Here is a 25,163-nt window from a genome sequence, read left to right on the forward strand (position 1 = left end):
GTGACAGAACGCGGACATTCCGCGAACGTTCCGCGGAAACGGAATGGGCACCATGGCGTGTCATGGACGAGCGGATTCCGTCCGGCGCTGCGATAGTCGTCGGCATGCCCAGGGTGCTGCTCATCGAGGACGACCAAGCCGTGCGTGACGGGCTGAGCATGGCGTTGGGCGGACGTGGCCACGCGGTCGACGCGGTGGCCACCGGCGAGGAAGGCCTCGCCCGGCTCGCGTCCCGGCCGCCGGACATCGTCGTGCTGGACCTGATGCTGCCCGGACTCGACGGCTTCGAGGTCTGCCGCCGGATCCGGGCGGCGGGAGATCTGCCGATCATCATGCTCACCGCGCGGAACGAGGACATCGACGTGGTGGCCGGACTCGCCGCCGGCGCGGACGATTACGTGGTCAAACCCGCCAGGGCGCAGGTGCTGGAGGCGCGGATCCGCGCGGTGCTGCGCCGCACCGGGCAACCGGCGCCCGCGGTGCCCGCGCCGGCCGAGATCGAGCGCCACGGCGATCTCGGCATCGACCGTGCCGGGCTGACGGTGACCAAGGCGGGCAAGCCGGTCGCCCTCGCCCCGACCGAACTGCGGCTGCTGCTCGAACTCACCCAGGTCCCTGGCCGGGTGCTCAGCCGCCAGTATCTGCTGGAAAGCGTATGGGAGCACGGCTACTTCGGCGATTCCCGCGTCGTCGACGCCTGTGTGCAACGGCTGCGCGCGAAGATCGAGGACGATTCGTCCGCGCCGGTGTACGTGCAGACGGTCCGCGGGTTCGGCTACCGGTTCGGGCCCCTGTGAAGCTCGGGGGCCTGCGCACCCGGCTGCTCCTGGCGTTCAGCCTGCTGGTCGTGATCACCGCGGCCACGGTCGCTGGCGGCGCCTACGTCCAATCCCGCACCGTGATCCTCCAGCAGGCACAGGACGCCACCGCCCGCGTCCTGGTCGACAAGGCCACCGCGCTGTACCCGCTCGGCCCGCTGCCGCCGGGAGACGGGACGCTGAGCCGGATCAGCGGCGAACTGTCCGACCGCGATCTGAGTTCCCTGGTCCTGTACGCGGACAAGGCGAGTGGGAACGCGCAGATGCGGGCGCTGATCTCGCCCGAGCTTCGCGAGCGGGTCCGGTCGGGAAACGTCGCCTGGCAACGGGTCGAGTCCGACGGCACACCGATGCTGGTGGTGGGTACCCGGTTCACGGTGCAGCTTCCCGGTGGGCAGCAACGGGATTCGGGGATCGAGGCCTACATCTCGCGCAGCATGGCGCCGGAGGCGAAGAGTATCGACGAACTCGCCACCCGGGCCTGGCTGATCGGCGGGCTGGCGCTCGTTTTCGCCATCGGGCTGGCGTTGCTGGCCGCGCGCGGGGTCCTGCGGCCGGTGCGGGAGCTGGGTGACGCGGCGCGGCGCCTGGGCGAGGGTGACCTGCGGGCCCGGATAAGCGTCCGCGGCTCGGACGAACTCGCCGGCGTGGCGCGGACGTTCAACGAGACGGCCGAATCGCTGGAGCGTCATGTCGGTGAGCTGGAACGGATGGAAGCCGACGCGCGGCGGTTCGTCGCCGACGTCTCCCACGAGCTGCGCACCCCGCTGGCCGCGATGACCGCGGTCGCGGACGTGCTGGAGCAGGAGGCGTCGAGCCTGCCAGGGGACGCCGGGCGCGCGGCGAAGATGAGCATCGAGGAGACGCACAACCTGACGCGGCTGGTGAACGACCTCATCGAGGTCTCCCGGTTCGACGCCGGGGCCGCCGCGCTGGCACCGGAAGAAGTCGACGTCGCGGAGGTGATCGCGGCGAGCCTGCGCATCCGGGGCTGGACGGGCGAGGTGGAGGGGGACCTGCCCTCCGGGATCTTCGCCGAGTGGGATCCGCGGCGGGTGGACGTCATCGTGGCGAATCTGGTCGGCAACGCGTTGCGGCACGGGCAAAAGCCGGTCTCGCTGCGGCTTTCCGAAGCGGGGGAGTGGCTCACGCTGGAGGTCTCGGATCGCGGTCCCGGGCTGGCGCCCGAAGTGCTGCCGCACGTGTTCGACCGGTTCTACAAGGCGGATTCGGCCAGGGCGAGGTCCGGTGGCAGCGGGCTCGGGCTGGCGATCGCCTGGGAGAACGCCCGTCTGCACGGCGGCACCTTGAGCGCGGCCAACGGCGCCGACAGTGGTGCGGTGTTCACGTTGCGCCTGCCTCGACAGGGAGTGAGGGCATGAGGAAGTCCTGGCTCGTGGCGCTTCTGCTGGTTTCGGTGGTCGCGGGCTGCGGCGTCCGGCCCAGCGCCGTGATCTCCGGAGCGCCCGCGCCGTCCGGACCGGCCAACGGCGCGGTGCTCTACTTCCTGTCCGGCGGGCAGCCGGTCCGGGTGCTGCGCCCGCTCGCGGAGGAACTGCCGCCGGCGAGTCCCGTCGACCTGCTGGCCGCCGGGCCCGACGAGAGCGAGCGGGAACGGAGCTATACCACCGAAGTCCCGCCCGGTACCGCGGTGCTGGACCAGACGCCCGCGCCGAACGGGGTCACGGTGACGCTCTCGGTCGGCGTCGCCGGGCTGTCGGCGAGGGCAGTCGACCAGATCGTGTGCACTGCCAGGGATTCCCTCGGCGGAAGCGCGCAGATCACGTTGCGGGGCGAGGGAACCGTGCGCGGTCCGCTGTCTTGCCCGCTGCCTGGCTAGCGTCGCGGGGGGGGGGGGGGGGGGGGGGGGGGGGGGGGGGGGGGGGGGGTTGGCGGCCCCCCCCCCCCCCCCCCCCCCCCCCCCCCCCCCCCCCCCCCCCCCCACGCGACACGAATCGCACATCCGGTCCATGCGCACCACGGCATTTTGGCCCACGTGCGGCTGGGTCGGGAGTGGCCTGAATCACCGGTGTCGGTCCCTCGCTTTGTCCGGATTCGCCCGCTAGCTTAGGCAAGGCTAAGCAAATGGGACGTAGGGTGGTTGTGGCGTGGAAGGGATCGAGGGCAAGGTCGCGCTCGTCACCGGAGGCGCGCGCGGGATCGGGGCGGCCGTCGTGGACGGGCTCGCCGGGGCGGGCGCGATCGTGGCGGCGGTGGACCTGGCGGAAGGCGCTTCCCGGGACGGGGTGACCTCGTTCGTCGCGGACGTCGGGGATCCCGCCGCCGTCGCGCGAGTGGTCGACGAGGTCGAACGCGAACTCGGGCCGATCGGGATCGGGGCGTCCGTCGCGGGGGTGCTGAAGCCCGGGTCCGTCTGCGACACGAGCGACGAAGACTGGGCGGCGACCTTCGCGGTCAACTCCACCGGTGTCTTCACCGTGCTCCGCGAGATTTCCCGCCGGATGCTGCCCCGACGGAGCGGCGCGCTGGTGACGGTCGGGTCGAACGCCGCGGGTGTCCCGCGCACCGGGATGGCCGCCTACGCCGCTTCGAAGGCCGCGGCGACGATGCTGACCCGCTGTCTCGGCCTCGAACTCGCCGGTTCCGGTATCCGCTGCAACATCGTCTCGCCCGGCTCGACCGACACCGACATGCAACGTCTACTGTGGACGGACGAGAACGGCGCGGACCGTGTCATCGCGGGAAATCCGGAGCAATACCGTGTCGGCATACCGCTGGGCCGGATAGCCGAGCCCGCGGATATCGCCGACGCCGTCCTGTTTCTGGCCTCCGATCGCGCGCGGCACATCACGATGCAGAACCTCTACGTCGACGGCGGCGCCACGCTCCGCGCGTGATCTCGATGACGCAACGAAGACTTTTCGGACCCGTACGATTAGGTTAGGCTAACCGAAAAGGCGCGTCCGGGGGTCGCGTTCCGCGCCGGCATGAAGCACCGCGGCAGCACAAGAGTGCCGACCTGGTCAGTAGTATTCGCGAAAGGGAATCCAGTCGTGTCCTCACCTGCACCGGCCCGGCCAAGGCCGGTCCATCAGGCGGCAGATCTGCTGGCGGCGTACCTGCCCGGATCGTTCTACTACTCGTCCGCCAGAGGATCGCTGCTCGCCGACGGGGTGTACTCCCCGGTCCACGCGACGCCGGGCGGGCGGGCCCGTGCCGCCGCCGAAGTCCTCGACGCAGCCCTCGTGGCGGGAGTGGCCGAACCCGTCGTCGCCGGCGCGATCGGATTCCGGCCCGACGCGCCGAGCAGCCTGGTGGTGCCCGCCCTGGTGCGCCGGGCAGGACCACCGAAGGCGAGTGGTCCGGTCGCCCCGCTCGGCGGGGACTGGCAGGTGTCGCCGCGGCCCGCGCCGGAGGTCTACACCACCGCCGTCGCCGAGGCGCTGGAGGAGATCCGCGACGGTGACCTCCGCAAGATCGTGCTGGCCCGCTGCCTCGACGTCACCGGCGGCGACCCCGTCGCCGTGCCGCGGCTGCTGGCGCGTCTCGTCCACGCGGACCCGGGGGCCCACGCTTTCGCGGTCGACGTCAGCGCGCCGGGGGATCCCGCGCCGCGCACGCTGATCGGTGCGAGCCCGGAACTGCTGGTCTCCCGTCGCGGCCGGATCGTGACGGCCAACCCGCTGGCCGGATCGCGGCCGCGCGTGGCCGACGACGCCGAAAACGCCCGCCGGATCAAGGATCTGCTGGCGTCCGAAAAGGACCGTGCCGAACACGCCCACGTCGCCGCTCAGGTGGCCGAGGTGCTGGGCCGGTTCTGCGTCGACCTCGACGTCCCCGCTGAGCCCGAGGTGATCGGCACGCCCACGATGTGGCATCTCTCCACCAGGATCAGCGGACGGCTGGCCGACCCGGGCGACGCCGGTTCGTCGGCGCTCGGACTGGCGGAAGCGCTGCATCCGACACCCGCCGTCTGCGGCGTCCCGACCTCGCTCGCCCGCGACACGATCGCCGCGCTCGAACCCGAGGATCGGGGCTACTACGCGGGTCTCGTCGGCTGGACCGACCAGGACGGTGACGGCGAATGGGTCGTCACCATCCGCTGCGCCGAGGTCCGTGACCGCACCGTGCGGCTGTTCGCCGGCGCGGGAGTGGTGGCGGGCTCCGATCCGGAGGCCGAACTCGCCGAGACCGGCGCGAAGTTCGGCACCATGCTGCGGGCGCTCGGCCTGGAGGGAGGGGCATGAACACCGACCACGTGCCTTGGCCGCCGGAAACCGCCGCGCGGTACCGGGCTTCGGGATACTGGCGCGGCCAGACCTTCGGAAAACTGCTGACCAGCCTCGCCGAGGCCTACGCCGAACAGCTCGCCGTGATCGGCGAAACCGCCCGCTGGACCTTCGCCGAACTGGACGAACGGGCGCACCGGCTCGCCGCTGGATTCACCGGAGCCGGGATCCGTGCGGGTGACCGGGTGGTCGTCCAGCTGCCGAACGTGCCGGAGTTCGCGTCCGTCGTGTTCGGACTGTGGCGGGCGGGCGCGCTGCCGGTGTTCGCGCTGCCCGCGCACCGCGCGAGCGAGCTGCGGCACTTCGCCGAACAGAGCGAGGCGGCGGCGATCCTGACCGTCGGCGAACACGAACGGTTCGACCATGCGGCCATGGCGCGCGCGGTCGCGGCCGAAATCCCCTCGGTGCGGAACGTCTTCGTCGTCGGCACGGAGGAATTCGCCGTGCTCGAAGCGGCGACTCCGCGCGCCCTGCCGGATCCGGATCCCGCCGGGGTCGCGTTCCTCCAGCTGTCCGGCGGCAGCACCGGATTGCCCAAGCTGATCCCGCGCACGCACGACGACTACCTCTACAGCGTCCGGGAAAGCGCCAGGATCTGTGGGCTGCGCCCGGAAAGCGTGTACCTGGCCGCGTTGCCGGTCGCGCACAACTTCCCGCTCAGCTCGCCCGGCCTGCTCGGGGCCCTGCACGCGGGCGCGGCCACGGTGTTCGCACCGCGGCCCGACGCCGACACCGCGTTCCGGCTGATCGAGGCCGAAGGCGTGACGATCACCGGCCTCGTGCCACCGCTCGCGGCCGCTTGGGCGCAAGCCGCCGCGAGGACCACGCGCGATCTGTCCTCTTTGGACGTCTTGCTGGTCGGCGGCGCGAAATGCGCTCGCGAGCTGGCCGAGAAGATCGGGCCCGCGCTGGGTTGCCGTCTGCAGCAGGTGTTCGGCATGGCCGAAGGGCTGGTCTGCTACACCCGGCTCGACGACCCGGACGAGTATGTCCTCGCCACGCAGGGGCGGCCGATCTCGCCGGACGACGAGATCCGCCTCGTGAACCCGGACGATCCACTGTCCACTTCGGACGACGTCGTCACGCCGGGCGAGATCGGCGCGTTGCTGACCCGGGGCCCGTACACGATCCGCGGCTACTACCGTGCCGCCGAGCACAACAAGACCGCGTTCACCGAGGACGGCTTCTACCGCACCGGGGATCTCGTGCGGCAGCATCCGTCGGGACACCTCGAAGTCGTCGGCCGGGCCAAGGAACAGATCAACCGCGGCGGCGAGAAGGTGGCCGCGGAAGAGGTCGAGAACCACCTGATGGCCCACCCCGGCGTGCTCGACGCCGCCGTCGTCGCGGTGCCGGATCCGTATCTGGGCGAACGGACCTGCGCCTACGTCGTCCCCGCGGCCGGTGCCGAGCCCGCCGCCGCGGAGCTGCGCCGGTTCGTCCGCGAACGCGGAGTGGCGGCGTTCAAGGTGCCCGATCTGGTCCAGGTGGTGCCGGAGTTCCCGGTGACCGGCGTCGGCAAGACCAGCAAACGCGAGCTGCGGGCGGCGTTGGCCGCCCTGGCGAAGGAGAAGTGAACGTGTCGCTACCCAAGATCGAGCCCTACGCCCTGCCGACGGAGGCCGAGCTGCCCGACGGCCGGGTCGGCTGGAAGCCCGACGCCGCCCGTGCCGCGCTGCTGGTGCACGACGCGCAGCGCTACTTCCTCGCGCCGTACGAGGGGGCGCCGATCCCGGAGATGGTCGCGAACATCGCGGCGCTGGCCGACGCCGCCCGCGCCGCGGGGGTCCCGGTGTTCTACACCGCGCAGCCCGGTCACCAGGCCGCCGAGGACCGTGGCCTGCTCACCGAGTTCTGGGGCGACGGCATCGGCGCGGTCATCGAGGACGATCCCTCGGCCGCGGACGTGGTGCCCGAGCTCGCCCCGAAACCGGGGGACACGGTCCTGACGAAGTGGCGCTACAGCGCGTTCCAGCGCAGCACCTTCACCGAACAGCTCGCCGAGGCCGGCCGGGACCAGCTGCTGATCACCGGCGTCTACGCGCATATCGGCTGCCAAGCCACCGCCGTCGAGGCGTTCATGCGCGACATCCAGCCGTTCCTCGTCGGTGACGCGGTCGCGGACTTCTCCCGTGAGCGCCACGACCAGGCCTGCGAATACGTCGCCCAGCGCTGCGGCGCACTGACCACCACGGCCGCCGCCCTCGCCGCGCTGGCCCCGATCCACGCCGGAGCGCGCTGATGAGCCTCACTGTCGACAAGATCCACGCCGACGTCGCCGAACTGCTCGGCTGCGACCCGGCCGAACTGAAGCCGGAAACCGATCTCACCGACCTCGGCCTCGACTCGATGCGGATCATGGGCCTGGTCGAGCAGTGGCGCGCCGAGGGCGCCGACAACCTCGAATTCGCCGACCTCGCCGAACAACCGACCCTCGGCCACTGGACGCGGGTCTTGACCGGGAGCGCCGCGTGAGCCGCGCCGACCATCGCCACCGGCACCTGGAGCGCATCGCCGAGGTCCGCGAAGGGCAGCACGCGGAGAAGGTGCCGTACCCGATCCGCATCCGGCAGGCCGAGGTCGTTCGTACCGAGATGGTCGGCTCCGGACTGCTCCGCGTCACCCTCGGCGGTCCTGGAACGGCGGGGTTCGAGGCGCATTCGCCCGACGAACACGTGAAGGTCCTGTTCCCCGAACTGGATCCCGAGCCGAGGCTGCCGGTGCAGGACGGCGACATGCTGCGCTGGCCCAAGCCCTCGCCGACGTCGCGCGAGTACACGGTCCGCCGGTACGACCCGGCTTCCGGGGAACTCGATCTCGACGTCGCGCTGCACGAGGGCGGGCTCGGTTCCGGCTGGGCCGAGAAGGTCACTCCCGGCACCCCGGTGCACGTCGCCGGTCCGCCCGGCGGGCTGATCGTGCCGCATACCTACGACCGTTACCTGCTCGCCGGTGACGTCACCGCCCTGCCCGCGATCGCGCGCTGGCTCGAAGAGCTGCCGCGCACCGCCGCGGGCTGGGCGTTCATCGAGGTCACCGACGCGAGCGAGGAGATCGAGCTGTCCGCGCCCGAAGACGTCGAGGTGCACTGGCTGCATCGAGGCGACGCCGCACCGGGCGCCTCGGACCTGCTCGCCCGCGCGGTTCAGACGATCGAGGTCCCCGCCGGAGAACGGCTTTACGCCTGGGTCGCCGGTGAAGCCGGGCAGATCAAACCGCTGCGCCGCTGGCTCAAGAACGACCTCGGCCTCGGCAAGGACGACCACGACGTGACCGGCTACTGGAAACGCGGCGTCGCGGACTTCGACGACGAGCACGATCACTGATCCCCACCAAGAAGAACGAGGAAATCCATGCGCACCACCAGAACCCGACGCCTCGCCGGAGCGATCGCGCTCGCGCTGACGGTCGCGACCGCGGCCACCGCCTGCGGTTCCGGCGATGGCGGCAAGGCCGCCGACGGCGGTCAGACCCGGGTGTTCGCCGCCGACAACGGCCAGATCACCATCCCGGTCTCGCCGAAGCGGGTCATCGCCACCGGCTACGCGGTCCCCGCCCTGCTCGAAGCGGGCGCGCCCCTGGTCGGGGTGTCCAGCTGGAAGCGCGGGATCCCGCTGTTCAACGAGCAGGAGCGCAAGAAGTACGACGAGCTGGCGAAGGTCGCGGGCGAGTCGGCGGCGGAGACGAACTACGAGGCGATCGCGCAGGCGGATCCGGACCTCATCGTCATCGGCGTGCCGAAGCCGGTGCTCGCCGACATCGATATCAAGCGGCTCGAAGCGATCGCGCCGGTCGTGGCGATCGGCCCGTCGGTGCCGTCGATGTGGCGTGAGCTGTCCCGCAAGCAGGCCGACGCCGCCGGCGCGGCCGCCGGGTTCGACGCGCTCAAGTCCGCGTACGACACCAAGGCCAAGGCGCTGGCCGAGAAGTACAAGGCCGTGGTGCCGCAGCTGAAGCTGGGGCACGTCGGTGCCTACGGCGAGGTCGCCAAGGGCAACTTCCAGCGTGAGTTCAACGGTTCCTGGGGCACCAACATCGCGCAGGACCTCGGCGCCACCTACTACGGCCAGGTCAAGGTCAAGGGCGGCGGCTCCAAGGACGTCAGCGAGTACCCGTCGATCGAAGAGCTGCCGACGGCGTTCGCCGAGGCCGACGCGATCACGTACTCGGTCAGCGCCGACGGTTCCGTGCCCGCGCCGGTCAAGTACGTCCTCGACTCGCCGCTGTGGAAGGAACTCCCCGCGGTGAAGGCGGGCAAGGTCTACCCGTTCCGCTTCACCGAGGCCGCCACCTACCGGGCCGCGACGTCCACTTTGGACGCCGTCGACCAGGCGTTCGCGCCGCTGCTCAAGCAGTGACCACCACCGGGCGGTCCGCGCTGCTCGGCGCCGCACTGCTCGGGCTCGTCCTGGTCGCCGTGCTGAGCGTCGGCATCGGCGCGCACGCCATCGCCCCGGGCGAGGTCGTGCGCGCCCTGCTGGGCGAGGGCGATCCGAGTGACCGGGCGGTGGTCCTGGACATCCGGATGCCGAGGGCGGTGCTGGCGATCGGGGTCGGCGCGGCGCTCGCCGTCGGCGGCGTGCTCGTGCAGGCCTTGTCGCGCAACGCTTTGGCCGAACCCGGTGTACTCGGCGTGACCGCCGGGGCCGGGTTCGCCATCGCGGTCGGTTCGTCGTTCGGCCTCGCCGCGTCGGCGCCCGCCGAACTGGGCCTGGCGGTGCTGGGCGCGCTCGGCGCTTCGGCGCTGGTGTACGCGGTCGGCAGCAAGTCGCCGCTGCGGCTGGTGCTCGCCGGGACCGCGCTGAGCGCCGTGCTGCTGGGGCTCACCCTCGGCCTGCGGCTGCTGTTCCCGGAGACCTTCGACGTCTACCGGTTCTGGTCGGTGGGTTCGCTGGCCGGCCGGGAACAGGCGCCGACGACGGTCCCGTTGATCATCATCGGCTTGTCCCTGCTGGGCGCCTTCGCGGTGAGCCGTCAGCTGAACGCGATCGCGCTCGGCGAGACGGTCGCGCATACGCTCGGCGCGAACGTCGCCCGCGTCCGGACGATCACGCTGCTGCTGATCACGCTGATGGCGGGTGCGGCCACCGCGCTGGCCGGGCCGATCCTGTTCGTCGGGCTGATCGTGCCGCATCTGGCCCGGCGGGTGGCCGGCGCGTCGATCCCGTGGCTGATCGCGTTCGCCGCGCTGGTCGGCCCGGTTCTCATGCTGGCAGCGGACGTCGGCTCCCGCGTCCTGCTGCCGACCGGCGAGGTCCCGGTCGCGATCGTGACCGCGTTCCTCGGCGGGCCGGTGCTGATCTGGGCCGTCCGGAAATACGGGGCGGCGCCACTGTGAGCACACTCGTCCTGCGGCGGGGGCGGTTCTCCGCTCGGCTCGAACGCCGCACCCTCTGGTTTTTCGTGGCGATGCTCGTGGTCATCGCCGGGCTGACGCTGCTCGGTCTCTGTTACGGCGCGGCGTGGGCGAGTCCCGCCCGCGTGTTCGCCGCGCTCACCGGATCCGGTGGCGGGCCGGGCGTGGTCATCCGCGAATGGCGCCTGCCGCGCGTACTGGCCGGGCTGGTGTTCGGCGCCGCGCTCGGCCTGGCGGGCGCGATCTTCCAGAACGTCACCCGCAACCCGCTCGGCAGCCCGGACGTGATCGGCCTCGACGCCGGTGCCTACACCGGCGCGCTGTTCGCGATCACCGTCCTTTCGGGGACGTCGACGCAGCTGACCGTCGGTTCGGTGCTCGGCGGCGTGATCACGGCGGCGATCGTGTACGCGCTGTCGCTCGGCGGCGGCCTGTCCGGGCTGCGGCTGATCGTCATCGGGATCGCGATCAACGCGATGCTGACCGCGCTCAACTCGTGGATCGTGCTGCGCGCCGAACTCGAGATCGCGATCGCGGCCGTCGGCTGGAACGCCGGTTCCCTCAACGGGATCGGCTGGGACGACGTCGCCATTCCGTTCGGGGTGCTCGCGGTGCTGTTCGGCGTGCTGTTCACCCAGGCGCCGGCGTTGCACCAGGCCGCGCTCGGCGGCGCGCTGGCGGTCACCACCGGCGTGCGCTGGGACCGGCTGCGGCTGGTGCTGGTGCTGATCGGGGTCGGCTGCACGGCCACGGTCACCGCCGTCGCCGGACCGATCGCGTTCATCGCGCTGGCAGCCCCGCAGATCGGGCGTCGGCTGGCCCGCACGCCCGGTATCGCGCTGCTGCCCGCCGCCCTCACCGGCGCCGTGCTGCTGACCGCCGCCGACCTGGCCGCCCAGATGCTGCTCGCGCCGGAAGCGCTGCCGGTCGGTGTGGTCAGCACCGTGATCGGCGGCGGCTACCTGATCTGGCTGCTCACCAAGGAGGTTCGGCGCACATGAGTGCCCGCTTGACCGCTCGGGAACTGACCCTGCGCTACGGCGACCGGGTCGTGTCGACCCGGCTGAGCCTCGACGTGCCCGACCGCGCGTTCACCGCCGTCGTCGGACCGAACGCGTGTGGCAAGTCGACCTTGCTGCGCGCGTTCGTCCGGCTGCTGCGTCCGGCGGACGGCGAGGTCCTGCTCGACGGCAAGGACGTCGGCTCCTTCCACGGCAAGGGTTTGGCACGGGAACTCGGGTTCCTGCCGCAGGATCCGGTGGCGCCGGAGGACGTCCGTGTCCGGCAGCTGGTCGCGCGCGGCCGGTTCCCGCACCAGTCGCTGTTCGCCACCTGGTCCGAAGAGGACGAACGCGCGGTGATCGAGGCGATGACCGCGGCCGGGGTGGCGGGGCTGGCCGACCGGCCGGTGCAGGAGCTTTCGGGCGGGCAGCGGCAGCGCGTGTGGGTGGCGCTGGTGCTGGCGCAGAAGACGCCGTACCTGCTGCTGGACGAGCCGACGTCGTTCCTCGACATCGCGCACCAGTACCAGCTGCTGGGGTTGCTGGCGCGCCTGCGCGACGAGGGCCGCACGGTGATCGCCGTCCTGCACGACATCAACCAGGCCTGTCGCTACGCCGATCACCTCGTCGCGTTGAGGGACGGCCGGATCGTCGCCGAGGGCGCGCCGTCCGACATCGTCGACGCGGAGCTGATGAAGGAGGTTTTCGATCTCCCCAGCGTCGTCGTGCCCGACCCGGTGACCGGAACCCCGATGGTGGTGCCCTCATGCTGAACCTGACTGGTGCCCAGCTGGGCATCTGGACCGCGCAGCGCCTCGAACCGGACTCGCCTTACTACGTCGTCGGTGATGTCATCGAAATCGTCGGCGAGAAGCCGGTCGATGTCGACGTGCTGACCGAGGCGATCCGGGCGACCGCCGAGGAGGCGGACAGCCTGCGGCTGCGCGTCTTCGAGACGGCGGACGGGCCTCGTCAGGTGGTGTCGGACGACGCGGTGCCGTCTCCCGAGGTCGTGGATCTCCGCGGTGAGGCCGATCCGGTGGCCGCCGCGCACGCGCGGGTCGAGGCCGAACGACGCCGCGTCGCCGAGGCCTGCCGCGGCATGGTGGACCGGCCGTTGTTCGCCCATCTCGTGCTGCGGCTTTCCGATTCGCACGTGTGGTTCACCCAGCTCGGGCACCACCTCGTGTTCGACGGTTACACCGCGGCGATGCTCGCCCGTCGGACGGCCGCGCACTACACCGCTTCGGTCCAGGGCAAGGAAGTGCCGCCTTCGACGTTCGCACGGTTCGCCGATCTCGTCGAGGCCGATCGCGAGTACCGCACCAGTTACCGGTTCCACCAGGACCGCGAGTACTGGCGCGAGCGGTTCACGCCGTTGCCGGATATCGACGACGGCGGCAGCGCGTCGGGGCCTCCCGGAAACACGGTGACCGCCCGATCCGTCCTGCCCGCTTCGGACGTGGCCCGGTTGCGCGAGCTGGGCAAACGCGCCGGGACGACGTGGGGCGACGCGCTGATCGCCTGCTACGCCGCCTTCCTGCACCGCGTGCTCGGCTGGACCGACGTCGTGTTCGCGATGCCGTTGATGTGCCGCGAAGGGGCGGCGCTGCGGACCCCGGCGATGGCGGTCAACGTGCTGCCGCTGCGGGTTTCGGTGTTCCCACAGGACTCGGGGGCCGAGCTGACCGCACGGGTCGCGGGTGCGCTCAAGGAAATGCGCACCCACCAGCGGTACCGCGGTGAGGACCTGCCCCAGGATCTGGCGGTGCCCGGCGCCGGGGCGCTGCTGCACGGCCGCGGCATCAACCTCAAGGCGTTCGACCTGAAGCTCGACTTCGCGGGCTCGCGCGGCACCATGCGCAACGTCGCGGGCGGGCCGCCCGAGGACATGGGCCTGTCCGTGCTCCCGACCTCGGACGGTGGGCTGCTGCTCGGCTTCGAGGTCGACGCGCGCACACACGACCAAGCCGCCGTCGACGCCAAGCTGACCGCGTTGCGCTGCCTGATCACCGCGCTGACCGAACCGGGCGGCCCGGTGGTCGCCGGTGCGGATCTGGTGCCGCCGGGGGAGCGGGACACCCTGCTGGCGGCGTGGTCCACGCCCGCTCCGTCCTCAGAACTCCTTGGTGTACCTGAACTTATCGCCCGGCTTGACCCAGGTCAGACCGCTTTGGTCTTCGGCGACGAACGGCTGACCGCAGGCGAACTCGTCACGCGTGTACACCGCCTCGCCCGGGTGCTGCGTGGTCGCGGCGTCGGAGCCGACGACGTCGTCGCGCTGGCCCTGCCGCGGTCCGCGGATCTCGTCGTCGCCCTGCTGGCGGTGCTCGACGCCGGGGCCGCCTTCCTGCCGCTGGATCTCGCGCATCCCGTCGAGCGCTTGCGGGAACTCGCCGCCGAAGCCGGTGCGGTGCTCACGGTGACTCACGATCCGGAAATCGTGCCGGGACCCCACTTGCTGCTCGGCGGCACTGATCTGTCCACTCTGGACTCTTCGCCCCTGGATGTTCCGCGTCATCCGGAACATCTCGCCTACGTCATCTTCACCTCCGGCTCCACCGGTCGCCCCAAGGGTGTCCTCGGCCGGGTCGGCGGGCTCGCGACCCTGCTGCGCCATCACCGCGCGACCACGGTGGCCGAGACCGAACGCGCCGCGGGCAGGCGGCTACGCGTCGCCCACACCTACTCGTTCGCCTTCGACTCCGCGCTCGACCAGCTGATGTGGCTGCTGTTCGGGCACGAACTCCACGTCTACGGCACCGACGTCGCCCGGGACGCCGACGAACTGCTGGCCGCGTTCGCCCGCGACCGGATCGACGTCGTCGACACCACGCCTTCGATGGCCGCGCCGCTGATCGACGCCGGGCTGCTCGACGGCCCCGCCCCGCCCGCGCTGCTCGTCCTCGGCGGAGAGGCGACGCCGCCCGCGCTGTGGCGCCGCGTCGCCGAGTCCGGTGTCCGCGCCCGCAACATGTACGGCCCGACCGAGGCCACTGTGGACGGTGCCGGATCCTGGCTCGACGACGGGGAGCCGACGATCGGCACCGCGGTACCGGGCACGGCGGTCCGGGTGCTCGACGCCGCGATGCGTCCGGCGCCCGCCGGAACCCCGGGCGAGCTGTACCTCGCGGGACCGCATCTGGCGCGCGGTTATCTCGGGCGTCCCGGCGCGACCGCCGAGCGGTTCGTCGCCGATCCGTTCGGGGCGCCCGGCGACCGCATGTACCGCACCGGGGACCTCGCCCGCTGGGTACCCGGGCGGGGGCTGGAGTACCTGGGCCGCCGCGACGGGCAGGTGAAGGTGCGCGGCCACCGCGTCGAACTCGGCGAGGTCGAGGCCGCGCTCGCCGCCGTTCCCGGAGTGCGAGCGGCCGCCGCCGCCGTGCGCGGACCGCGGCTCGTCGGCTACGTCGTCGGCGAGGTCGTCCCGGACGAGGTCCGCGCCGAACTCGCCGGGTGGGTGCCGGAACATCTCGTGCCCGCCGCGGTGGTCGTCCTCGACACGCTTCCGTTGACTCCCAACGGGAAGATCGACCGAGCCGCGCTGCCCGCCCCGCGCGCGGCGGCCGGGCGCGCCGCGGCCACCGAACGCGAACGGCTGCTGTGCGCGACCATCGCCGAGGTGATCGGCGTCGACGAGGTCGCCGTCGACGACGACTTCTTCGCGCTGGGCGGCGACAGCATCACCGCGATCAGCGTCAGCAGCAGGCTGCGCGCGCACGGCCTCGACCTGCGGCCGCGTGATCTGCTGGCCCGCCGCAGCTTCGAGGCGCTGGCCGCGGCGAGCGCGGAGATCGGCGGCCCGGCCGCGCCGGATGAACCCACCGGTGAGGTGCCCGCTCCGCCGATCGTCCGCGCCCTGCTCGACCCGCATCCGGACGTCACGGCGATCGCCGGTTACACCCAATGGACCGCGATCCGGCTCGACGAGGACCTTCCGCCCGCTCTGCTGACCGAAGGCGTGCAAACGCTCCTGGACCATCACGACGTCCTCCGCCTGCATTTAGAGGACGAAATGCGGGTCCGGGAACGCGGCGCGGTGAGGGCGTCCGACGTCGTCATCGAGACGACCGGCGAACCGGCCGAGGTCGCGGCGAAACTCGCGGAGTCCCTCGATCTCCGAGCTGGCGTGCTCAAGGTCGCGTTGCTGCCGGATCACGTCGTCATCGTGCTCCACCACCTGGCGATCGACGGTGTCTCCTGGCGGATCCTCCTGCCGGATCTGCGTGCGGCCTGTGCCGGTGAACCGCTCGAACCGGTCGGGACGTCGTGGCGACGGCACGCGCTTCTTCTTGCGGAGCAAGGGAAATCGGGTGCCCGGCGCGGCGAACTCGAACACTGGCGCGACGCTCTCGACGGCCCGCGTCTCGGCCACCGGCCGCTCGACCGCGCCGCCGACACGGTCGCGACCGCGCGGCGTTCGGTCACGCTCGCTTCACCCGAGCAGACCGACGCGGTGCTCAACGGCCTGCCCGCGGCCTACCGCGCCGGACCGGACGACGTCCTGCTCGCCGCGCTCGTGCTCGCTCTCCGAGCGTGGCGAGGTGCTTCGGTCGAGGCCGAAACTGTGTCCCTCGAAGGACACGGCCGGGATCAGGACGGCCTGGACCTCTCGCGCACCGTCGGCTGGTTCACCGCCGAACATCCCTTGCGCGTACCGGCCGGAGCGGTAGCCGCGACCACGGACTTCGACAGCGCGCTCGACGGCGGTGAGGCGGCCGGAAAGCTGCTGCGGGCCGTCAAAGAGGCCAAACGTGCCATCCCGGACAACGGTGTCGGCTTCGGCGTCCTGCGGTACCTCGACCCGCTCACCCGGGGCGAACTCGCCGCCGTCCCGCCGCCGGACGTCGTCCTGAACTACCTCGGCCGGTTCGCGGCGCTGCCCGGCACCGGCTGGCGGCTGCCGGAGGAAGACCCGTTCGCGGTCACCGAACCGGACGCCAAGTCATTGGAACAGGTACTGGCGCTGAACTGCTTCGTGCGCGAGGACGGCCGTCCCCGGCTCGCGGTCGAATGGACCGCCGCCGGCGAGGTGCTCGACGAGGAAAGCGTTGCGGCGCTTCAAGAAGCGTGGTCGCGAGCGCTGGAGGCGATGGCCGCGCACGCCGCCCGGATCGGTCCGGACGGCGGCGGGCTCACGCCGTCGGATCTGCCGCTGGTCCACCTCGATCAGGCCGAAATCGACACGCTCGAACGCCTCGGGCGGGTCGAGGACGTCCTGCCCGCGACCCCGTTGCAGACCGGGCTTTCCTTCCACACCTTGGCACGCGGCACCGAAGATACCGACGTCTACGTGGTGCAGGCCGTCACCTTGCTCAGCGGGGCGCTCGACGCCGTCCGCATGCGCGAGGCCGCGGCCGAGGTGCTGCGGCGGCACCCCGCCTTGCGCGTTCACCTGCACACCACCGACGCGGGCGAGGTCGTCCAGGTGGTGCCCGCCGAGGTCACGCTGGACTGGCGGCACGCGAACGTGTCACCGGAGCAGGTCGCGGACGAATGCCGCGCCGAACTCGCGCGGCCGTTCGACCCGGCCACCCCGCCGCTGATCCGCTTCCTGCTGCTGACCCTCGGCCCGGACGAGCACCGCCTGGTGCTCACCAACCACCACGCGCTGCTCGACGGCTGGTCGATGCCGCTGGTCGGCCGCACCCTGCTGGCCACCTACGCCGAACTCGGCGGCGGCCCGGCGGCCCCGGTCGCGCCGCCGCTCTCGGAGTACCACCGCGTGCTCGGCGAACGCGACCCGGACGCGGCACTGGAGGCATGGCGCGAGGCACTGTCCGGATTGGACGAAGGAACCCGGCTCGCCCCGGCGAGTGTCGAGTCCACTGTGGAGCGTCCGGAGCGGGTCACCGTGGAACTGGGCGGCGAGTTCAGCGAGCGGCTGCGCGGCTTCGCCCGTGAACGCGGGATCACCCCGACGACGGTGTTCCAGACCGCCTGGGGTGTGCTGCTCGCCAGGCTGACCGGGCGTCGCGACGTGGTCTTCGGCTGCCCGGTCTCCGGGCGCCCGGCCGACGTCCCCGGCGTCGAGCGGATGATCGGCCAGCTCGGCAGTACGATCCCGGTGCGCGTGCGGTTCGACGCCGCCGACACCGCGGCCACCGTGCTGGAGCGTGTGCACACCGAAAGCGTCCGGCTCACCGACCACCATCACGCCGGGCTGCCGGACATCCAGCGCGCGGCCGGCGTCGGCGACCTGTTCGACACCATGCTGGTGATGGAGAACTTCCCGCTCTCCAGCCGCGCCCGCACCACGCTGGCGCCCGGCCTCGACCTCGTCGGGGTCGACATCACCGACGCGACGCACTACCCGCTCACGGTGATCGTGCTGCCGGGCGACGAGTTCACCGTCGGCCTCGGCTATCAACCCCAGGCGTTCACTCGCGAAGAGGCCGAGTCCTACGGCCGCTGGCTGCGCGCGGTACTGCACGAGATCGTCAGCGATCCGGCGCGGCCGGTCTCCCGGCTGCGGGCGCTCGACGCTGAGGAAGAACGCGCGATGCTGCGGCTCGGCGAAGGACCCGAACCGAAGCGCGAACGCGGCGGCATGCTGGCGGAGTTCGGGCGCTGGGTCCGGGAGACCCCGGACGCCGAAGCCGTCGTGTGCCGCGACCGGAGCCTGACCTACGCCGAACTGGACCGCCGCGCCAACCGGCTCGCGAACACCCTGATCGACGCCGGGGTGAAACCGCAGGATCCGGTCGCGGTCCTGCTGCGCCGCGACGTCGACCTCGTGGTCGCGCTGTTCGGCGTGATCAAGGCCGGTGCGGTGCACGTGCCGATGGACCCGGACTACCCGGCGGACCGGCTGGCCTACATGCTGGGCGACATCCGGCCCGCGGCCGTCGTGTCCACTTCGGACGTCGAAGGCCTCCCGGTGATCGACCCGGCCGAACTGTCCACTGAGGACTCGGACCCGGCCGTGCCGTCGTGTGAAGACGCGATCGCCTACGTCATCTACACCTCCGGCACCACCGGCAAACCGAAAGGCGTGGCGGTACCGCATCGCGGCGTCCCGAGCCTGATCGCGCTGCAGGAGGACATCGTCGGGATCGGGACCGCCGAGAGGTACCTGCATTTCGCCTCGACGAGTTTCGACGTCGCGTTCTGGCAGTTCATGCTGCCGTTGCTGTCCGGCGGCACCTCGGTGATCGCGCCGGAGGAGGTGCGGGTCTCGGGCGACGACCTGCTGGCCTACGCCGCCGAACACCGTGTCACCGGGCTCAACCTGCTGCCTTCGTTCCTCTCCGCGATGCCCGACGACGCGACCGTCGACCCGGACGTGTTCTTCGTCGTCGGCGCCGAACGGCTCGACCCGGAACTGGCGCGGCGCTGGGGGAACCGGCGCGCGCTGTTCAACGCCTACGGGCCGACCGAGGTCACCATCAACTCGGTCACCTGGCATTACGACCCGGCCGATCCCGGTCCGCTGCCGATCGGCCGCCCGGACCCGGAGGTCCGCGCGTACGTGCTCGACGGCGGGCTGCTCCCGGTCGGGACGAACGTCACCGGCGAGCTGTACCTGGCCGGGCCGAAGCTCGCGCAGGGCTATGTCGGCCGGGCGGCTCTCACCGCCGAACGGTTCGTCGCCGACCCGTTCGGCCCGCCGGGGGAGCGGATGTATCGCACCGGGGACCTGGTCCGCTGGCGGCCGGACGGGCAGATCGTCTTCCTCGGCCGCGCCGACCACCAGGTCAAACTGCGCGGATTCCGGATCGAACTCGGCGAGATCGAGACCGCGCTGACGGCGCACGACGACGTGCGCGCCGCCGCGGTGATCGTCCGCGAGGACCGGCTGGTCGCCTACGTCGTCCCCGTGGACGGAGCCGAACCCGACCCAGCCGAACTGCGCGAATACCTCGCCGCGGAGTTGCCCGCGTACATGGTGCCGACCGCGTTCGTGCCGCTGGACCGGCTTCCGCTCGGCCCGAGCGGCAAGCTGGACCGAGCCGCGCTGCCCGCGCTGGAAGCCCGTTCCGACGGTGGCCGGGAACCAGCCACCCCGGCGGAAGCGGTGCTGCTGCGGGTGGTGCGTGAGCTGCTCGGTCCTGACGTCGGCCTGGACGACGGGTTCCTGGACGCGGGCGGGGACAGCATCGCGTCGCTGCGGGTGGTCTCCCGTGCCCGCCGTGAAGGACTGCACCTGACCGCGCGGGACGTCCTCGAAGGCGGCACGGTCGCCGGGATCGCCGCGCGCTGTGGTGAACCCGAACGGGCCGAGGAAGCCCACGCGGTCGGTGACGCCCCGCTCACGCCGATCATGCGGGATCTGCTGCGGCGCGCGGGAAAGGCGGCAGACGGGTTCTGCCAGTGGACCGAGATCTGCGTGCCTTCGGTGGACGATGTCCCTCGCTGGACCGCGGTACTCGACGCCGTTCTCGCCCGCCACGACGTCCTTCGCGCGCACCTGGTCGAGGACGCGCTGCGTATTCCGGACGTCGGCGCCGTGACCGGTGGGGACGTGCTCACGGCCGTCCGCGTTTCCGGTGATCCGCGCGCGGCGCTGGACGCGCAGGTCGAGCGGATCGTCGCCACGATGGACCCGCGCACCGGACCGCTCCTGCGGGCGGTGCTGGTGGACGCCGGTGATCGTCCCGGACGTTTGCTGCTGGTGGCGCACCACTTGGTCGCCGACGCGGTGACCTGGCGCGTGCTGCTCGACGACGTCGAACAGGCCTTCCATGGCAATACCCTGCACCGGCGCGGGCAGTCGTTCCTGGGCTGGGCGCGGTCGTTGCGTGCCGCCGCGCCGCATCGAGAGGACGAAATGCGGTACTGGCAGGGTGTCGCCGCGGCGCCGGTGACCACACTCGGCCGGACCCGGCTCGATCCCGCGCGCGACACCGTGGCGACCGCGCGGCACCACCGGATCGACCTCGGCGAGGACACCACCCACGCCGTGCTCACCGCGCTGTCCACGGCCTACCGCACCGGCCCCGACACCGTGCTGCTGACCGCGCTCGCCCGCGCCGTCGCCGCCTGGCGCGGGACCGATGCCGATCTGGTCGTCGCCGTCGAAAGCCACGGAAGGCCAGGACACACACCGGACTTCACGGACACGGTCGATCTGGCACAGACGGCCGGCTGGTTCACCGCCGTGCATCCGGCGCGGATCACCCCGCCCGCCGGACCGCTCCCGGACGCGTTGCGGGCCGTGCGCGACCATCTGCGGGCGGCAGGCGATGGGCTCGGACACGGGATTCTCGAGGTCGACGGCCCACGGCCGGAGGTGGCCTGGAACTATCTCGGCCGGTTCCCCGCGGCGCCGGTCGAGGAGACGTTGTGGCAGCGGCCGCCGGACGCCGATCCGCTCGGTTCGGGTGGCGGTGCGGAGATGCCGTTGCCGTACGCGCTGACGGTGAACGCGATGGTTCTCGACGGCGGCACACTCGGCGTCCGCTTCACCTGGCCGTCCGCGCTGTTCACCGAAGACGAGATCACCGTGCTGGGCGAGCACTTCCGGCGTGAGCTGGACGCGCTCGCCGCCGACGTGCCTGGACCCGGCGAGATCATGCCGCTGACCCCGTTGCAGGAGGTGATCCTGCGCGAGTCCCGGGCGGCGGAAGAAGATCCGTATCCGGTGCAGGCCGCGTTCACGTTGTCCGGTGATCTCGATGTCGAGGCATTGCGGGCGGCGGCGGCCGCGCTGGTGCGACGGCAGCCGAACCTGGGCGCGGTGTTCCCGCCGTCGCACGAGGTCCAGGTGATCCCCGCTGAACCCCGGGATGGGTTCCGCGTCCGCGAAGTATCCGACTTGGACACCGCGCTGGACGAGGAACTCGCGGAGCCGTTCGACCTCGCGCACGGTCCTTTGTGGCGGGTCGCCGTGCTGCGGCACGGGCCGGGCAGCCAGACGCTCGTGCTGACCAGTCACCATCTGCTGTCCGACGGCTGGTCCGCGCCGCGTATCCTGGGTGAACTGTTCGCGCTGTACGCGGGAAAACCGTTGCCGGAGCCGATTCCGCCGACCTGGTACACCCGCCTGCTCGCCGCGGCCGATCACTCCGCCGATGTCCGGGCCTGGCGGGCGGAACTCGACGGCCTTCCCGAGGGCGACCACCTCCCGCGTTCCGGTGGCTCCGCCGATCCCGCTCTGTTCACTGTGGACGGTCAGCTGGTCGCGGAGCTGACCAGGTTGGGCTCGTCGCGCGGACTCACCGTCAACACGCTGTTACAGGGTGCGTGGGCGGCCGTGCTCGCCTCTCGCGCCGGGCGTCCCGATGTCAGTTTCGGGGTGATGACCTCGAATAGGACGTCCGATGTGGACGGTGTCGAGGAGATCATCGGTCTCCTGGCGAACAGCGTTCCGGTGCGCGCCCGATTCACCGGGGCGGTCGCCGAGGCACTCGCCGACTTGCAGGCACGGCAACAGGCGATGGCCGCGCACCACCGGATCGGCCTGCCCGAACTCGCGTCGCTCGCCGGCCGCGAGCGGTTGTTCGACAGCCTGCTCGTGTTCGAGAACTACCCGGTGGATCCGGCGAAGCTGCGCGAGCCCGCGCCCGGCCTGACCGTCACCGGGACGAGGTTCCGCGAACGCACGCACCATCCGGTGAGCGTCACCGTCGTTCCCGGCGAGCACGGCTGGGAAGGCGTGCTGTACGCGCGAGACGCCCGGTCGCTGGCCGACGATCTGGTCGGATTCCTGCGGAAACTGCCGTCCTGGTTCGACGGCGACGCCGCCGGGTTCGTGGGGGAGCGGTGACCGCCCGCCCGATCGACGCCGCGCTGTGGCGCACGGCGGCCGTGCTGGTGCTCGGCACCTTCATGGCCACTTTGGACAGCACGATCGTCTCGGTCGGCGTCGACACCCTCGCCGACGAGTTCGGCGCGCCGGTCACCGGAGTCCAGTGGGTCACGACGGCGTATCTGCTGGCCGTGGTCACGGCGGTGCCGGCGTCCGGATGGCTCGCCGACCGGTTCGGCGGCCGTCGCGTCTGGCTCACCGCCGTCGTCGTGTTCCTGCTGGCGTCCCTGTTGTGCGCGCTGGCGCCGACACTGCCCGCGCTCATCGCGTTCCGAGTCCTGCAAGGACTCGCGGGCGGCCTGCTGCCGCCGACCGGTCAGGCGTTGCTCGCACGGGCCGCCGGACGGGACAGGATCGGGCGCGTGATCAGCGTGGTTGGCCTCGTACCGCTGTTGTCGCCGGTGCTCGGTCCGCTGGCGAGCGGCACGATCCTCGCGGTCGCCGACTGGCCGTGGCTGTTCTACGTCAATCTCCCGGTCGGTGTGGTGGCGGTGATCCTGGCGCGGCGCTGGGTGCCGGCGGGCGAACCCGGCGGCAAGGGCGAGCGCTTCGATTACCGGGGCGCGCTGCTGCTTTCGCCGGGGCTCGCGGTGCTGGTCTTCGGACTCACGTGGTTCGAGCAGGGTTCACCGGTGATCGCCGGGATCGCCGTCGCGCTCGGCGTCGCGATGCTGGCGGCGTTCGTGCGGCACGGTCTGCGCGCCGAAGCGCCCTTGCTGGATCCACGCTTGTTCACGCGGCCGCCGTTCGGGGTCGCCGCGCTGGCGCTGGTCCTGCTCGGCGCGTCGGTGTTCGGCACGATGTTCCTGCTCCCGCTCTATCTCCAGCGCGGACCCGGACTGTCCACTTGGGACACCGGTCTGCTGCTGGTGCCGCAGGGCATCGGCGCGGCGGCCGGGTCGGTACTGGTGAACCGGCTCGTCGACCGGATTTCGCCGCGCACCCTGGTGCTCAGCGGGATCGGGCTGGTCGCCCTCGGCACCGCGCCCTTCACCCAGCTCGGGCTTGGCCTGCCGGACTGGGTCATCGTGGTTTCCTTGCTGCTGCGCGGTTTCGGCGCGGCGCTGATCGGCGCGCCGGTGATGACGATCGTCTACCGCCGGGTCGAACCCGCCCGGCTGCCCCGCGCGGCCGGGGCGCTGAATCTGCTCAACACCCTCGGCGGCTCGATCGGCACCGCGGTGCTGGCCGTGGTGCTACAGGCCCGGCTGGCCGCGCGCGGCCCGGATGTCGCCGCCGCGTTCGCCGACGCCTTCTGGTGTGTTCTCGGCCTCGCCGTCGTGGCGGTGGCCGGTGCGACGCGGCTGCCCCGGGCCGGGGCGGCCGCCCCCGACAAGAAGAGAGGTCACGCGGATGCTTGACCAGCTGCCCAGCCCGGCCGAGGTGGTCACGACCGGGTTCGTGCCGGAGGAGATCACGCGGCATCGCGCGACCGTCGCGGACGTCCTCGCGCGGCGTGACCCGCGGCTGCTCGTCGTCGTGGGTCCGTGTTCGGTGCACGACACCGACGGCGCGCTCGAGTACGCGAACCGGCTCGCCGAGGCGGCGCGACGGTTCGCGGACGACCTCGTCGTGGTCCTGCGCGCCTACCTGGAGAAACCGAGGACGGTCGCGGGCTGGACCGGCCTGGTGCCCGACCCGACCCTGGACGGCAAGGGCGATCTCGCGGCAGGTGTCCGGATAGGACGGCGGTTCCTGGACGACGCCGCCGCGACCGGGTTGCCGCTGGCGTACGAGTTCGTCGACCCGTTCCTGGCGCCCTACTTCGCGGACACCATCAGCTGGGGCGCGATCGGTGCGCGGACCGTCGCGAGCCAGCCGCACCGGCACCTGGCGTCGTGGCTGCCGATGCCGGTGGGCATGAAGAACTGCGTGTCCGGGCGGCTGGACACCGCCGTGGCCGCGGTCCGGGCGGCCGCGCTGCCGCACGTGTTCCCGGGCGCCGCCGCCGACGGGCGCCCGCGGATCCAGCGCAGCGCCGGGAACCCGGACGCGCACCTCGTCCTGCGCGGTGGCCCGAAACCGAACCACCACGCCCACGCGGTCGCCGACGCCCTCGACGCGCTGACCACCGCCGGGCTGCCGCACCGGCTCGTCGTCGACGCCTCGCACGGCAACAGCGGTAAGGACCACAACCGCCAGCCCGTGGTCGTCGCCGATCTGGCGGACCAGATCTCGGCGGGCAACGACGCGCTGGCCGGGGTGATGATCGAGTCGTACCTCTCCGACGGCAGGCAGGACGTCGGGTCCACACCGCCGCGGCCCGACCTGAGCATCACGGACGCCTGTCTGGGGTGGTACCGGACGGTTCCGCTGCTGGAGTCGCTCGCCTGCGCGAGCGCGGTGCGGCGGCTGAGCGACCCGCGGAAGGGACTGCCACGCGAGTGGTGACGCCGGCGCCGCTCGGCCTCGATCGCGATGCTGCTCCCAATGTGGCATTGGGGACGCCTACCGTCCCCAATGCCACATTGGGAGCAGCGAACTAGCCGCCGCCGGACCGAACGTGAGCGTCGCCAGGTACCCCTGAAAGCGCGTGAAGGCCCTCTTCCCTCGGATCAGCCGAGGGTCCCGGCAAAGTCGTATGGCCGCTGGTCAGGTGGCGATTCCGGTTCTGGCGGCGAGAGCGGGCTCGCAACGAGGCCTGCACGTTTCTTGACTGTCCATAAGGGACACGATCGAGGTTCGAGTGCCCGATTCGAGTGCTTTGTGCGGCGTTGCGGGCGGGTCGCGAGTGGCAAAGAGCGTTCTATTGAGCCGAAAGTCAACCGTGTCGTGGTGAGACCGCGAGCAAAGGAGCCTTCGGTGCGAGGCGCGGGCGCCGACGGCGCACTGCCGCACCTTGAGCGTCCACAGGGGACTGTTGCCGGCGACCGAATGCCCGTTTGATGCTCGCATGACCGGTTTTCCCTGGGGTGGGGGGGGGGGGGGGGGGGGGGTTAGAAACCAAACCAAAACCAAACCCCCCCCCCGGGGGGCGCCAAAAAA

Annotated in this window: 16 protein-coding genes; all 16 read left to right on the top strand. The window is 71.8% G+C overall.

Annotated elements, in window-relative coordinates; genetic code table 11:
* The first annotated feature begins 62 nt into the window (after window positions 1-62).
* The gene (locus tag ACIRGA_RS23125) at window positions 63-797 is read left to right on the top strand and encodes a response regulator (protein ID WP_400944297.1); all 735 of its coding nucleotides are present in this window, start codon (window positions 63-65) and stop codon (window positions 795-797) included.
* On the top strand, window positions 794-2,200 hold the full coding sequence (locus tag ACIRGA_RS23130) for an ATP-binding protein (RefSeq protein ID WP_400944299.1): 1,407 nt from the start codon (window positions 794-796) through the stop codon (window positions 2,198-2,200). The genes ACIRGA_RS23125 and ACIRGA_RS23130 overlap by 4 nt, the downstream gene beginning before the upstream one ends.
* On the top strand, window positions 2,197-2,658 hold the full coding sequence (locus ACIRGA_RS23135) for a GerMN domain-containing protein (RefSeq protein WP_400944301.1): 462 nt from the start codon (window positions 2,197-2,199) through the stop codon (window positions 2,656-2,658). Before ACIRGA_RS23130 ends, ACIRGA_RS23135 begins: the two co-directional genes overlap by 4 nt.
* Before the next feature lie 268 nt (window positions 2,659-2,926).
* Window positions 2,927-3,676, top strand: a complete 750-nt coding sequence (gene dhbA / locus ACIRGA_RS23140; protein WP_400944303.1) for a 2,3-dihydro-2,3-dihydroxybenzoate dehydrogenase — start codon at window positions 2,927-2,929, stop codon at window positions 3,674-3,676.
* A 156-nt stretch (window positions 3,677-3,832) separates the two neighbouring features.
* Entirely contained in the window at window positions 3,833-5,026 is a 1,194-nt protein-coding gene (locus ACIRGA_RS23145; protein ID WP_400944305.1) for an isochorismate synthase, read from the top strand.
* Window positions 5,023-6,645, top strand: coding sequence for a (2,3-dihydroxybenzoyl)adenylate synthase (locus ACIRGA_RS23150; RefSeq protein WP_400944307.1), 1,623 nt, complete (start codon window positions 5,023-5,025; stop codon window positions 6,643-6,645). The genes ACIRGA_RS23145 and ACIRGA_RS23150 overlap by 4 nt, the downstream gene beginning before the upstream one ends.
* Complete coding sequence (locus tag ACIRGA_RS23155) at window positions 6,642-7,310, top strand: isochorismatase family protein (protein WP_400944309.1); 669 nt, start codon at window positions 6,642-6,644, stop codon at window positions 7,308-7,310. Before ACIRGA_RS23150 ends, ACIRGA_RS23155 begins: the two co-directional genes overlap by 4 nt.
* Window positions 7,310-7,543 (top strand): phosphopantetheine-binding protein, encoded by a 234-nt coding sequence (locus tag ACIRGA_RS23160; RefSeq protein WP_400944311.1) that lies wholly within the window; start codon window positions 7,310-7,312, stop codon window positions 7,541-7,543. The genes ACIRGA_RS23155 and ACIRGA_RS23160 overlap by 1 nt, the downstream gene beginning before the upstream one ends.
* Window positions 7,540-8,394 carry a siderophore-interacting protein gene (locus tag ACIRGA_RS23165; protein ID WP_400944313.1) on the top strand — a complete coding sequence of 285 codons (855 nt, stop codon included), beginning with the start codon at window positions 7,540-7,542 and terminating at the stop codon, window positions 8,392-8,394. The genes ACIRGA_RS23160 and ACIRGA_RS23165 overlap by 4 nt, the downstream gene beginning before the upstream one ends.
* 27 nt (window positions 8,395-8,421) lie before the next feature.
* Window positions 8,422-9,426, top strand: a complete 1,005-nt coding sequence (locus ACIRGA_RS23170) for an ABC transporter substrate-binding protein (protein ID WP_400944315.1) — start codon at window positions 8,422-8,424, stop codon at window positions 9,424-9,426.
* A complete protein-coding gene (locus tag ACIRGA_RS23175; RefSeq protein WP_400944317.1) occupies window positions 9,423-10,406 on the top strand; it encodes a FecCD family ABC transporter permease in 984 nt (327 codons plus the stop codon). The genes ACIRGA_RS23170 and ACIRGA_RS23175 overlap by 4 nt, the downstream gene beginning before the upstream one ends.
* Window positions 10,403-11,425, top strand: a complete 1,023-nt coding sequence (locus tag ACIRGA_RS23180) for a FecCD family ABC transporter permease (protein ID WP_400944319.1) — start codon at window positions 10,403-10,405, stop codon at window positions 11,423-11,425. Before ACIRGA_RS23175 ends, ACIRGA_RS23180 begins: the two co-directional genes overlap by 4 nt.
* Window positions 11,422-12,198 (top strand): ABC transporter ATP-binding protein, encoded by a 777-nt coding sequence (locus tag ACIRGA_RS23185; RefSeq protein ID WP_400944321.1) that lies wholly within the window; start codon window positions 11,422-11,424, stop codon window positions 12,196-12,198. The genes ACIRGA_RS23180 and ACIRGA_RS23185 overlap by 4 nt, the downstream gene beginning before the upstream one ends.
* Complete coding sequence (locus ACIRGA_RS23190; RefSeq protein WP_400944323.1) at window positions 12,192-22,136, top strand: amino acid adenylation domain-containing protein; 9,945 nt, start codon at window positions 12,192-12,194, stop codon at window positions 22,134-22,136. The genes ACIRGA_RS23185 and ACIRGA_RS23190 overlap by 7 nt, the downstream gene beginning before the upstream one ends.
* Window positions 22,133-23,539, top strand: coding sequence for a DHA2 family efflux MFS transporter permease subunit (locus ACIRGA_RS23195; RefSeq protein WP_400944325.1), 1,407 nt, complete (start codon window positions 22,133-22,135; stop codon window positions 23,537-23,539). The genes ACIRGA_RS23190 and ACIRGA_RS23195 overlap by 4 nt, the downstream gene beginning before the upstream one ends.
* Entirely contained in the window at window positions 23,532-24,569 is a 1,038-nt protein-coding gene (locus ACIRGA_RS23200; RefSeq protein WP_400944327.1) for a 3-deoxy-7-phosphoheptulonate synthase, read from the top strand. Before ACIRGA_RS23195 ends, ACIRGA_RS23200 begins: the two co-directional genes overlap by 8 nt.
* Window positions 24,570-25,163 lie beyond the last annotated feature (594 nt).

It is taken from the genome of Amycolatopsis sp. NPDC102389, from assembly GCF_044765885.1.
In the GTDB taxonomy this organism is placed as follows: Bacteria; Actinomycetota; Actinomycetes; order Mycobacteriales; family Pseudonocardiaceae; genus Amycolatopsis.